Origin of the sequence: Youngiibacter multivorans, from assembly GCF_017873395.1 — a bacterium.
In the GTDB taxonomy this organism is placed as follows: Bacteria; Bacillota; Clostridia; order Clostridiales; family Clostridiaceae; genus Youngiibacter; species Youngiibacter multivorans.
In genome coordinates, this window is sequence record NZ_JAGGKC010000003.1 from 70709 (window position 1) to 83027 (window position 12319).

Here is a 12319-nt window from a genome sequence, read left to right on the forward strand (position 1 = left end):
ATGCTGAAGGCCATTCAAATGTCTTATCTGGTGAAATGCTGGGTTGCAAAATATGTTGGCATCTCTTTGCCGAGATTTGTGCTGTAAAGCATGCCTTTTACTATTCCTACACCGATCTTCTTGTACTCAGGATTGAGTATGTTCGCCTTATGTCCTGCTGATGCCATCCAGGCTGCAACAATGGTAGCGGCTGTTGGCGCAGTTGTAGATGCTTTTTTATAGATGTTCTCAGCGACATTATAGACCTTTGTATGCTCGAACACATTGTTCTCGAACATATAGGCTGAATGGCTTCTTGCTGAAGATGACAATGAAGAATCCAGTACAAGGTCAGGAAGTCCTGCCTTAGATCTCTCGATATTTGTCAGCCTTACGACCTCTTGAGCCATCTCATTTAAAAATGAGTAGGACGGTGTGGCTGGAGCCGGAGCCGGAGCTGGAGCTGGAGCCGGTGCCGGAGCCGGAGCTGGAGCCGGAGCCGGAGCTGGAGCTGGAGCTGGAGCCGGTGCCGGAGCTGGAGCCGGTGCCGGAGTTGGAGCTGGAGCTGGAGCTGGAGCCGGAGCCGGAGCTGGAGCTGGTGAAGTCGTCTTTTTCTTTACTGTTGTTGTCACAGGGGTACTTGGTGCTGCTGTGGCAACCTTGACGACTGGCTCAGCAGCTGGAGCTTCAGCTGCAAGAACCTCAACTGGTGCGGGAGCTTCAACTGGTATTGCTTTCACTCTCTCAAGAAGGCGTACCATATCCTTGTCTTCCTTTGAGTAATGGACAAAAGGAAGCCTCTTGAGCTCGGAATTTGTTTCTTCTTTGGTTTCCTGACCATAGACCTTCACATCGCCATCAGATGTGGGTGGTACTTTTTTTTCTGCGATTGCACATGATGAAACCAGTAGCGACATTAGAAGAACTGCCGATATTATCTTATATTTTTTCATTTTCAGAATCCCCTGTTTATTAAATCTAATTATATCCAACACCGATGGAAGCAAGTGAGTGCACCTGATTTAACGTAGTATCACTTTTTCGGTAAATTAATACTACCAGAAAACATTTATTAATGCACATTCTTTGAATATCATTAAATTTAAATTATAAATAAAAAATTTATGAGCTATTGGTGTGAACTTATTGTTAATCGAAAATTATTGTCGAATGAAGAAAACCCTTATGGTTCATATATATTTTGTATTCGAGTAATTTAATGGTCATTAAAATTAAATTTGAAAGAATTGTGAAATTTTAGACCGATAGGGTGGTATTATGTTGAAAAATTTTTCAATAAAAAAAGCTGCGAATACGGTAATCCGTTTCGCAGCTTTTTGTGCTATCAGTTTGCGTTATAATATTCCGATGGAGTGATGATTGGTTTTTGTTCAAGATTCCTAAACTCCGAAGGCATCTTTTCGTCCTCGGCAAAAGCGTTTGCTATAGCAACGAACAGTTCTTTTATTATATTCATTTCGCACCTCCGTTTTCTTATGGCTTAATTATCTCAGTTCTATAAATGCAAGTCAAGATTCATATGTATGAATTTCGTGAAGGAAATATGTCTAATTGCGAAAAAAATAACATAATAATAGTTTGCATAGTGAAAGAGCTCTTTTTATTGCGGATATTGCTGAAAGTGAGATATATAGAGGTGGAAATTATGATTATGAAAGTTGGAAGCATTTTTCTTGTGAAGTGTGCATAGAAACTGATGAAGGATATCTTGCTTTTTGGATCCATGGCACTTGCTCAATACATTTGGTACAATTGTAATAAAGGAAGGAGTGGTTAAATTGAAGGAAATAGCACTTGCAGGCGGATGCTTCTGGGGTGTCGATGAATATTTTTCAAGGAAGAAGGGTGTGAAATCCACAAAAGCGGGATATGCAAACGGGATAAAGGAAAACCCAACGTACAATGAGGTTTGTACCGGAAGGACCGGACATGCTGAGACCGTACTGGTACAGTATGATGAGTCGTTAATCTCCCTGACTGAAATACTTGAGAAGTTCTTCAAGGTAATTGACCCTACCATATTGAACAGGCAGGGTAATGACATAGGGACTCAGTACAGGACAGGCATCTATTACCTGGATGAAGCTGACATTCCTGTAATTACCGCATTCATTGACTTGAAGAGGACAAATTACAAGAAGTCAATCGTAACTGAGGTATTGCCGCTAAAGAACTTTTATGATGCTGAGGAATATCATCAGGATTACCTTAAGAAAAATCCGCGCGGATACTGTCATATAGACCTGAATACGGACTGATGCGGCTGGAAAAGGTAAATGCAATGGAATTCAAGGATATTGGAACTCTGAACAATGAGGAGAAGATATCAGTAATACTATCAAGGTATGATGGACGTATTAAGGCGGTGGGGAGAAAAACTCCTGTAATAGAAATGATATAAGCCTAAACAGCAATACAAGACCTAATCCGGAAAGGCTTGCCATAGTTATGGGTTCCAAGAAGTATGGAGTATCTAAAGGGTACTACAATCTGCGGCAAGAAGGAATAATGATTCCGAAGATGGGTGAACTGGATTCTCTAAACGTCGGGGTGGCGGCAACAATAGTACTTTATGAGGCATCGCTGTCAAACAAAGGCTGCATGAAGAGATAGCAAAAGGGTCTTAAGGACCCTTTTTTTAATGCTTTGATATTCGAAGTAAACTTTAGTAAAAAATTTAGTAAAAATTTACTAAAGCTGTTGACATCGTTTTCTTTAAACAATACAATCAAGGTGTAAACGTTTGATGAAGTTCATCAGATGGAGACAAAAAGATATATTGGGGGTATATTCATGAAGAAAAAACTCATTGCAGCTGCAGTACTCGCTGTCGCAGCCATCTCCTTCACAGCCTGCGGTTCAAAGGAACCTGCAAAGACGGAGCTTCCAACGATTGGAGCAACAATCTACAAATTCGATGACAATTTCATGTCATATGTAAGAAGAGGACTTGAATCTGCGGCTACAGGTAAGGCTACACTTGAGCTGGTTGACTCCGCGAATGACCAGGCGAAGCAGGGCGAGCAGGTTGATACATTCATATCGAAGGGTGTTAAGGCGCTTGCAATTAACCTTGTTGATCCGAAGGCTGCTCCTACGATAATCGCTAAAGCCAAGGAGGCTAAGCTTCCCGTTATATTCTTCAATAAGGAGCCTGAGGCTGCAGCGCTTGCAAGCTATGACAAGACATGGTATGTAGGAACTGAGTCCAAGGAGTCGGGAATCATGCAGGGACAGGTAGTAGCTGACGCATGGAAGAAGAACAAGGCTAAGTGGGACCTCAATGGAGACGGGAAAATACAGTATGTTCTCCTTAAGGGCGAACCAGGACATCCTGATGCAGAAGCAAGAACAACATATGTAATACAGACTGTCAAGGAAGCCGGAATCGAAGTTGAAGAACTTGCGATGGATACAGCAATGTGGGATGGAGCCAAGGCTTCTGAGAAGATGCAGACATGGATTGCTGCCTATGGCGACAAGATAGAGTTCGTAATAGCAAACAATGACGGTATGGCTCTTGGAGCGATAACTGCACTTGAAGGCGAAGGATATTTCAAAGACAACAAGTTCATGCCAGTAGTAGGAGTAGATGCTATTCCTGAAGCCCTTGTAAAGATCAAGGAAGGCAAGCTTGTCGGAACAGTGCTTAACGATGCGAAGAACCAGGCCAAGGCGACGTTTGACCTTGCACTCAATGCAGCTCTTGGAAAAGACGTCCTCACAGGAACAAGCTGGAAGCTTGATTCCAACAAGGCAGTCAGGGTACCTTATGTTGCGGTTACTATTGACAACATAGCTTTCGCAGAGGAATCCTACAAATAACTGATTTCAACCAGGCATGAGACACGAAAGTGTCTCATGCATTTTAATAAGGAGGTGCCGTGATGACAGGCGCATCGGAAAACACAATAGCCGATAATAACGGTGACCGCTATATACTTGAGATGATTGGGATAACAAAAGAGTTTCCCGGAGTCAAGGCCCTTGACGGGGTCACATTCAGGGTTAGGCCGGGGACGGTGCATTCGCTCATGGGTGAAAACGGAGCGGGGAAATCGACTCTGATGAAATGCCTTTTCGGTATGTACAAGAAGGACAGCGGTGAAGTTTATCTCAGCGGAAGCAAGGTCGAATTCCAGAACTCGAAGCAGGCCCTTGACCATGGAGTATCCATGGTCCATCAGGAACTTAACCAGGTACCTCACAGGAGCATAATGGACAACATCTGGCTCGGCCGATATCCATCTAAAGGTGGATTCATCGAAGAGTCCAAGATGTATGAGGACACGAAGAGGATATTCGAGGACCTCGACATCGACCTGGATCCGAGAAGAAAGGTCAATACACTTTCTGTTTCCCAGAAGCAGATGGTAGAGATAGCAAAAGCTGTCTCATATGAGTCCAGGGTAATTGTCATGGACGAGCCTACTTCCTCTCTGACTGAGAAGGAAGTTGACCATCTGTTCAGGATAATCGACAGGTTGAGGAAAAAGAATGTTGCGATAATATACATTTCGCATAAGATGGAGGAAATCCTTAAAATCTCCGATGATGTTACTATAATGAGAGACGGTAAGTGGATTTCTACAGAAGATGCAAAGACACTGACGATCGATGGCATAATCAAAATGATGGTTGGAAGGGATCTGTCCCATAGATTTCCTGAGAGAAGCCATAAGCCTGGCGGCAGGATACTTGAAGTATCAGGTCTGACCTCGCTGTATCAACCATCCATCAGGGACATAACATTTGACCTTAGGGAAGGTGAGGTTCTCGGTGTAGCAGGTCTGGTCGGTGCGAAAAGGACTGATATACTCGAATCCCTGTTCGGAATCAGAAAGGTCAGCAAGGGTGAGATAATCCTTAAGGGGAAGAAATGCCTTAATACAAGTCCCGCAGCGGCAATGGCCAATGGCTTTGCCATGGTTACAGAGGAGAGAAGAGCAACCGGAATATTCGATAAGCTCAGCGTGAACTTCAATTCTGTAGTTGCTAACCTTGGAAGCTATGTCAGAGGTATTATCCTGGACTCAAAGTCCATGGAAAAGGACACCCAGTGGGTAATTGACTCTATGAGCGTTAAGACCCCAGGGCAGAAAACCCAGATTGGTTCACTCTCCGGAGGAAATCAGCAAAAGGTGATTATAGGTCGATGGCTCCTGACAAAGCCAGACATACTGCTTCTTGACGAACCCACTCGAGGAATCGATGTAGGTGCAAAATTCGAAATCTATCAGCTGATGAACAGTCTTGCAGCCGAAGGCAAGGCAATCATAATGGTTTCTTCGGAAATGCCTGAGCTCATCGGAGTCACTGACAGGATACTTGTCATGAGCAATGGACGATTGGCGGGTATCGTCGATACTAAAGAGACGGACCAGGAGGAGATCATGCGCCTCTCCGCAATGTATCTATAGGAGGTCTATATGGAAAAGTTCAAATTAAAAAAATATGCTAACCCACAGTGGCTCGTAGACCACGCCATATACATAGTGCTGCTTCTGCTTATTCTTGTGATAATAATCAGGGAACCGAATTTCCTGCATATCAGGAATTTCAGGAACATTCTCTCTCAGTCGGCCATTAGGATGATTATCGCACTCGGTGTCGGTGGCATACTGATAATTCAGGGGACTGACCTCTCTGCAGGAAGGCAGGTAGGACTAGCAGCTGTCCTGACAGGATCCATGCTGCAGGCTACGAGCTATGCATACAGGATGTATCCCAATCTGCAGGAACTGCCGATAATAGTTCCTGTTTTGATAGCAATCCTTGCAACATCGCTCCTAAGTGGAATAAATGGCGTTGCAGTATCTGTATTCAAGGTGCCAGCGTTCATTGCAACACTCGGTATGCAAATCGTTGTTTATGGAATAACATCAATATACTTCGACAGGCCACCGTATGGTGCACAGCCCATTGGAGGCTTTGACCAGAAGTTCACAGATTTCGTTGTGGGTAAATTCTTTGCCGGTACGAACTTCGAGATTCCTTATCTTGTTGTTTATGCCCTGGTAGTTATTGTCTTCATTTATATACTCTGGAACAAGACACGTTTCGGCAAGAACATGTATGCAATCGGCGGAAATCCGGAAGCAGCTACAGTATCAGGTGTAAATGTAAGAAAGTATGTCATATTGGTGTACATTCTCGCAGGTATCCTGTATGGATTCGGTGGTTTCCTTGAGGCAGGCAGAGTTGGTTCTGCAACCAACAACACTGCTAACATGTATGAGCTTGATGCCATAGCAGCCTGCGTAGTCGGAGGAGTATCCACATCTGGTGGTATCGGAACCGTACCAGGCATACTGACCGGCGTACTGATATTCACAGTTATCAATTATGGCTTGACATTCATGGGTGTCTCGACGTATCTTCAGTATATTATCAAAGGACTGATCATAATTACGGCAGTGGCAATCGATATAAGGAAATATATCAGGAAGAACTGATGCTGTCTAAACAGAAGAAGGTGTGAAAGTGGCAACGATCAAGGACATTGCAGAGAAAGCCGGAGTGTCGATTTCGACGGTCTCAAGGGTGCTGAATTTCGATGAAAGTCTTAAGGTAACGGCCAAGACCAAGCGCCGCATACTTGAAATAGCAGAGGAATTCGACTATGTGACGGTCAGGGACAGAAAAAGCAAAAGCGGTCAGAAGATAGGGATACTGAATTGGTACGACTCTGAAAAAGAGCTTGGAGACCCTTACTATCTTTATATACGGCTTGCTGCGGAAAAAAGATGCCATGATCTCGGCGTAGAGGTCGTCAGAATTGATTTCGACTGTGATGAGGATACTGCGAGAAAACTCGACGGTATACTTGCCATAGGCAAATACGGCAGAAGCGATATAGACAATCTGATGAAGCTGAACGATGAGATTGTATTCACTGACTTCTCAACAGACAACAGGTGTGATTCTGTGGTTATTGACTTCAAGGAAGCTATGGACCTGGCCCTCGGATATTTATATGAAAGGGGACACAGAAGGATAGGATACATCGGTGGAAGGGAATTCTTCCCTGACAGGGATGAAGTATCTGACCTGAGGTTCAAGTTTTATAAGGAATTCATGCTCATGAATGATATATATCTTGAGTCAGACTGCTATTTTGGGGATTTTTCCCTTAAAGGCGGTTACAGGCTGATGAAGGAAGCATTGGAAAAACCAGAGCGGCCGACTGCATTCTTTCTCGGAAACGACAGCATGGCTCTTGGTGCCTACAAAGCCATCTCAGAAGCTGGCCTTGTGATTCCCAGGGATATAAGCATTATCGGGTTCAATGATTTGCCCGGATCCAAATACATGGTACCCTCACTTACTACTGTAAGGGTCTACCAGGATTATCTTGGACATGCAGCTGTGGACCTTCTTCTGGAAAGTATTGGAAGCAGCAGGGAATTCAGAAAGAAGGTAGTAATACCGGTCAAACTGATGGAAAGAGATAGCGTAAGTGATAATTCTTGATGCCATGGAGGTGTTCTGTGGACCAGTCAATAAGTCGATTTAAAGAAATATTCGGATATGATCCGGAGGGTGTATATTTTTCTCCGGGTAGAGTTAACCTCATAGGTGAGCATACAGACTACAACGGCGGGCATGTGTTTCCGTGCGCATTGACCATAGGCACTTACGGCGCTGTGGCATTAAGGGGCGATTCAACTGTAAGGATGTACTCTGAAAACTTTCCTGAAGATGGGATAATTGAGTTCCAGCTCAAGGACATTGCCTTCATCGAATCACATGGATGGGCAAATTATCCAAAAGGCGTGATTTACTCGTTCAATAAGTCAGGAATTGAAATCACACAGGGATTCGACATGTTTGTTCGTGGCGACATTCCAAACGGTGCCGGTCTCTCTTCCTCTGCATCAATAGAAGTGCTTACAGCTGTAGTGCTGAATGACATCAATAAACTTGGAGTACAGATGATAGAGATGGTAAAGATGTCGCAGAAGGCTGAGAATGAGTTCATAGGCGTAAATTGCGGAATCATGGACCAATTCGCTGTCGGGATGGGTCGGGAAGGGCATGCGATGCTGCTTGATACCGAAACGCTGGAGTTCAGTTACGAAAAGGTAGACCTCAAGGACTCTGCGATAATAATCGCGAACACTAACAAGCGGAGGGGTTTATCTGACTCCAAGTACAATCAGAGGCGTGCCGAATGCGAGGAAGCCCTTGCATATCTGCAGAAGAAGCTTTCTATTAAAAGCCTTGGAGAGCTGACTGGTGAGGAACTGGACAGGAACATCGACCTTATACCGGATGGTGTTCTTAGAAGACGTGCGAGACATGCAGTCCTTGAGAATGAGAGGACAGTGATAGCCGCAGATGCCCTTGAGAGAAACGACATGGAAGAGTTCGGAAAGCTGATGTATGAGTCCCATGCTTCATTAAGGGATGATTATGAGGTTACGGGATTTGAACTCGATACTCTTGTAGAACTGGCCTCAAAGGTGGCTGGGGTCATCGGGTCCAGGATGACTGGAGCAGGATTCGGGGGCTGCACTGTGAGCATAGTGAAAAATGAAAGCATAGAAAATTTCATCGAAAAGGTTTCAAAGGAATACCAGGAAGCAGTGGGATACAAGGCAGATTTCTATGTGGTCAGCATAGGTGAAGGTGCCAGAAGACTTTGCTGAAATAGCCTGACGATTTGTGCCCATCCGCTTCAGCGGGTGGGCACGTTCAATATGTGGCGCCGGGTGCTATTAATTGATATAATTGGATGTGGAATATGGACAATACAAGGAGGATAATATGGCAGTATTAGTATGCGGGGGAGCTGGCTATATCGGCTCGCACTGTGTCCGGGAATTGGTATCAAGAGGAGAGAAGGTTGTCGTAGTTGATAATCTTCAGACAGGACACAGGGCTGCAGTACATAAGGAAGCAAAGCTCATCGTAGGGGATATAAGAGATTATGAGTTCATGTCAGAGGTTCTTAAAGAGCATGATATAACTGAAGTCATACATTTTGCAGCCAATTCCCTGGTCGGCGAAAGCATGACAGATCCATTGAAGTACTATGAAAACAACGTATATGGCACAATGGTGCTCCTGAAGGCAATGACAGACATGAAGGTGGGAAAGATTGTCTTCTCTTCGACAGCGGCGGTATACGGAGAACCAAAGAGTGTTCCAATCAGGGAAGAAGACGCAACTGAACCGACGAACACATACGGCGAGACAAAGCTGGCAATGGAAAAGATGATGAAGTGGACTGACAAGGCGCATGGCCTTAAATTTGTCGCTCTCAGATATTTCAATGTGGCGGGTGCTGCAGATGGAGGAGTGATCGGTGAAGATCATTCGCCTGAGACGCACCTAATACCGCTGGTTCTCCAGGTGCCACTTGGAAAACGTGACAGGATCATGGTATATGGAGATGATTATCCGACTGAAGACGGCACCTGCATAAGAGACTATATACACGTGGATGACCTTGCGGATGCCCATATTAAGGCTGTGGAGTATCTCAGGGGAGGGAACGAAAGCAACGTCTTCAATCTCGGCAACGGGAAAGGTTTCTCGGTAAATGAGATAATTGATGCTGCTGAGAAGGCTGCTGGAAAGTCGATCAGGAGAGAGATTGCAACAAGGAGAGCAGGGGACCCTGCTGTGCTTGTCGCGTCGTCAGAAAAGGCAAAGAAAATCCTTGGATGGGAGCCGAAGCATACCGATATCGTGGGAATAATCGCATCAGCATGGGATTTCCACAAGACCCATACAAATGGATTTGAGAACTGAAAAGGCGGGATGGTATTTTGAACATTTTCAGAGAAATCACAAGGCTTGCAGATTATTGCGTAGAAAAAGGAATAACTGACGAAAGGGACCGGATCTACTCGATCAACAGAGCCCTTGAAGCATGCGGTGAGGACGGATACGAGGATATGCCGGAGTATCATGACGGATGCAATGATGTTGAAGCGATACTTGATGACATTCGTGAATGGGCAGTCGAGTCCGGAAGAGTGGAAAACGACAGCATAGATTTGCTCGACCTTTTCGATACAAGGGTAATGGCGGCATTTGTAAAGACCCCTTCGGAATTCGAGCGGGAATTCTGGAAAAGGTATGAGACTTCACCCGAAAGCGCTACTCTCTCTTATTACGATTTCGCGAGGAACTCAAACTATATAAGGGTGAAGAGGGTAGAGAAGGACATCAGGTGGAGCTTAGATACTGAATATGGGCCTATAGACATGACCATAAATCTTTCCAAACCGGAAAAAGACCCCAGGGCAATTGCCAAAGCCAAACTGATTAAGGATTCATTCTATCCGAAGTGCCTGATATGCAAGGAAAATGAAGGATATTCCGGAAGGCTTAACCACCCTGCCAGGGGAAGCCACAGGATGGTGTCATTGAGGCTTGCAGATGAAGACTGGTTCATGCAGTATTCTCCTTACGTTTATTACAATGAGCACTGCATTGTTCTGAAGGCGGAGCACGAGCCCATGAGGGTTACAGAGAAAACGTTCAGGAGACTGCTTGATTTCAACCGGATGTTCCCTCATTATTTCATCGGTTCCAATGCTGACCTGCCGATTGTAGGAGGCTCGATACTTACGCATGACCATTTCCAGGGAGGGAACTATGAGTTTCCCATGGCGAGGGCAGAAGAGCAGAATTGCGTAATGCTCAAGGATCACGATGTTGAAGCCTGCACGCTTTTCTGGCCCATGAGCGTAATAAGGCTTAAGGGCAGGAGTATCGAGGAACTTGTAGAGGTTTCCGGTATAATACTTTCAAGGTGGAAACATTACAGTGATGAATCAGTAGGAGTAATATCGCATACCAACAGCGAAAGCCATAATACGGTAACTCCGATCACGAGGTTCAGGAACGGCTTGTACGAGGTGGATATAGTCCTTAGGAACAACAGGACAGATGATGACCATCCATTCGGAATCTTCCATTCTGCAGAAAGTCATCATCATATCAAGAGGGAGAATATAGGTCTTATTGAGGCAATGGGACTTGCAGTTCTGCCAGCGAGGCTTAAGAAAGAAATGGCCTTGGTCAGGGACCATATCCTTGCAAACGACATCGAAGGATTATTCAGGGACGATGAGCTTGAGAAGCATGGACATTTCGCACTGAAGCTTATGGAAGAGTATGCAATAAACAAGGAAAATGCCGACAATATTATATATGAAGAAATCGGGAAAGTATTCCTTAGCGTCCTGAAGGATGCCGGAGTCTTCAAGGGAGACAATGATGGAAGGGAAGCTTTCAGAAGATGCTGTGAGGCAATGTATGAAGGCTTATAGCAGGAAGCTTGACCTTGAGGGTACAGAGGTTCATGAAATAACACTTGAGAACAGAGCGGGGATGAAAGTCACCGCCCTGGATTTCGGGTGCATAATCACCGGAATATATGCTCCTGACCGCCATGGAAACTTCAAAAACGTAGTGCTTTCATATGAGAATCCAGATGACTACCTGTCTAATCCTGCCTACTTTGGTGCACTGATCGGAAGGACGTCAGGCAGGATCAAAGACGGCACGTTCACATTATCTGGAGAGACATTCAATCTCGCACTAAATTATGGGACCAATTCCGGGCAGGGCGGGAGAGAGGGCTTCGACAAGAAGCGATACAGTTTTTCCGTCAACACATCTGAAAGTATGGCCGCGATGGTTTTTAGACGTACCTCGCCTCATTTGGAGGAAGGGTACCCCGGTAATCTTCAGATTGCGGTATCTTATTCACTCTCTGAAGAAAACGTATTCAAAATAAGCTATAAGGCGGTTTCAGACAGTGATACGATTGTTAACTTGACAAACCATTCGTATTTCAACCTGAGCGGCGACTTTTCACGGAGCATTGAAAATCATTTGTTGATGATAGCTTCTGACCATTACGCGGAGCTTGATGATACATCGGCACCGACTGGAAAACTGATTGAAACAAAGGGTACGCCATTTGATTTCAACTCGATGAAAGAAATCGGCAGGGATATTGCAGATGAAGACAGTCAGCTGTTCATTGGGAAAGGATATGACCATCCGTTCGTACTTAAAGAAGGAACCGGAGTGAAGGCAAGACTTTGGGACAGGGAAACAGGAAGGTTCATGGAAATCTCGACTGACAACAGGGCACTGGTCTTGTATTCGCAGAATTATGCTCAGGGTCAGGTCATTGCGGGAGGCTTTACTTTGCCTGAGAGGGTTTCCGCAGCGCTTGAAGTGCAGAGGCTTCCAATTGGAAAGGACGGGATATTTCTGGAGGACTCGATCCTGAAACAGGGAGAAACATTCAGAAGCAATACGGAATATAGATTCGGAATCCTGTAGAAAT

At 44.9% G+C, this 12319-nt stretch carries 14 protein-coding genes; 12 read left to right on the forward strand and 2 right to left on the reverse strand.

The genetic code is table 11. The features are described from left to right. Positions 1 to 23: 23 nt before the first annotated feature. On the reverse strand, positions 24 to 389 hold the full coding sequence (locus J2Z34_RS02895; RefSeq protein ID WP_209458354.1) for a CAP domain-containing protein: 366 nt from the start codon (positions 387 to 389) through the stop codon (positions 24 to 26). Positions 390 to 414: 25 nt separating this feature from the next. Between J2Z34_RS02895 and J2Z34_RS02900 the strand changes: the two genes are divergently transcribed. Next, entirely contained in the window at positions 415 to 762 is a 348-nt protein-coding gene (locus J2Z34_RS02900; RefSeq protein ID WP_209458355.1) for a hypothetical protein, read from the forward strand. Positions 763 to 1324: 562 nt separating this feature from the next. Here J2Z34_RS02900 and J2Z34_RS17710 read toward each other — a convergent pair. Next, a complete protein-coding gene (locus tag J2Z34_RS17710) occupies positions 1325 to 1456 on the reverse strand; it encodes a hypothetical protein (RefSeq protein ID WP_280922292.1) in 132 nt (43 codons plus the stop codon). Positions 1457 to 1778: 322 nt separating this feature from the next. Between J2Z34_RS17710 and msrA the strand changes: the two genes are divergently transcribed. The 11 genes from msrA (at position 1779) to J2Z34_RS02955 (ending at position 12315) form a co-directional block, all read left to right on the forward strand. After that, positions 1779 to 2258 carry a peptide-methionine (S)-S-oxide reductase MsrA gene (msrA, locus tag J2Z34_RS02905; RefSeq protein ID WP_209458356.1) on the forward strand — a complete coding sequence of 160 codons (480 nt, stop codon included), beginning with the start codon at positions 1779 to 1781 and terminating at the stop codon, positions 2256 to 2258. Next, positions 2258 to 2401: a hypothetical protein gene (locus J2Z34_RS02910; RefSeq protein ID WP_209458357.1), complete on the forward strand. Its 144-nt coding sequence runs from the start codon at positions 2258 to 2260 to the stop codon at positions 2399 to 2401. The genes msrA and J2Z34_RS02910 overlap by 1 nt, the downstream gene beginning before the upstream one ends. After that, positions 2398 to 2613 carry a TrmH family RNA methyltransferase gene (locus J2Z34_RS02915; RefSeq protein WP_342453084.1) on the forward strand — a complete coding sequence of 72 codons (216 nt, stop codon included), beginning with the start codon at positions 2398 to 2400 and terminating at the stop codon, positions 2611 to 2613. The genes J2Z34_RS02910 and J2Z34_RS02915 overlap by 4 nt, the downstream gene beginning before the upstream one ends. 180 nt (positions 2614 to 2793) lie before the next feature. Beyond that, positions 2794 to 3825, forward strand: coding sequence for a galactose/glucose ABC transporter substrate-binding protein MglB (gene mglB / locus J2Z34_RS02920; RefSeq protein ID WP_209458359.1), 1032 nt, complete (start codon positions 2794 to 2796; stop codon positions 3823 to 3825). Positions 3826 to 3887: 62 nt separating this feature from the next. After that, on the forward strand, positions 3888 to 5420 hold the full coding sequence (gene mglA, locus J2Z34_RS02925; protein ID WP_209458360.1) for a galactose/methyl galactoside ABC transporter ATP-binding protein MglA: 1533 nt from the start codon (positions 3888 to 3890) through the stop codon (positions 5418 to 5420). Positions 5421 to 5429: 9 nt separating this feature from the next. After that, positions 5430 to 6455 (forward strand): galactose/methyl galactoside ABC transporter permease MglC, encoded by a 1026-nt coding sequence (mglC, locus tag J2Z34_RS02930; RefSeq protein WP_209458361.1) that lies wholly within the window; start codon positions 5430 to 5432, stop codon positions 6453 to 6455. A 28-nt stretch (positions 6456 to 6483) separates the two neighbouring features. Next, the gene (locus tag J2Z34_RS02935) at positions 6484 to 7473 is read left to right on the forward strand and encodes a LacI family DNA-binding transcriptional regulator (protein ID WP_209458362.1); all 990 of its coding nucleotides are present in this window, start codon (positions 6484 to 6486) and stop codon (positions 7471 to 7473) included. A 17-nt stretch (positions 7474 to 7490) separates the two neighbouring features. Continuing rightward, positions 7491 to 8651, forward strand: coding sequence for a galactokinase (locus J2Z34_RS02940; protein WP_425348035.1), 1161 nt, complete (start codon positions 7491 to 7493; stop codon positions 8649 to 8651). Between the two features lie 118 nt (positions 8652 to 8769). Further along, the gene (galE, locus tag J2Z34_RS02945; protein ID WP_209458364.1) at positions 8770 to 9759 is read left to right on the forward strand and encodes a UDP-glucose 4-epimerase GalE; all 990 of its coding nucleotides are present in this window, start codon (positions 8770 to 8772) and stop codon (positions 9757 to 9759) included. Positions 9760 to 9776: 17 nt separating this feature from the next. Then, a complete protein-coding gene (locus J2Z34_RS02950) occupies positions 9777 to 11288 on the forward strand; it encodes a UDP-glucose--hexose-1-phosphate uridylyltransferase (RefSeq protein WP_245250487.1) in 1512 nt (503 codons plus the stop codon). Then, entirely contained in the window at positions 11275 to 12315 is a 1041-nt protein-coding gene (locus J2Z34_RS02955) for an aldose epimerase family protein (RefSeq protein ID WP_209458365.1), read from the forward strand. Before J2Z34_RS02950 ends, J2Z34_RS02955 begins: the two co-directional genes overlap by 14 nt. Positions 12316 to 12319: the final 4 nt, after the last annotated feature.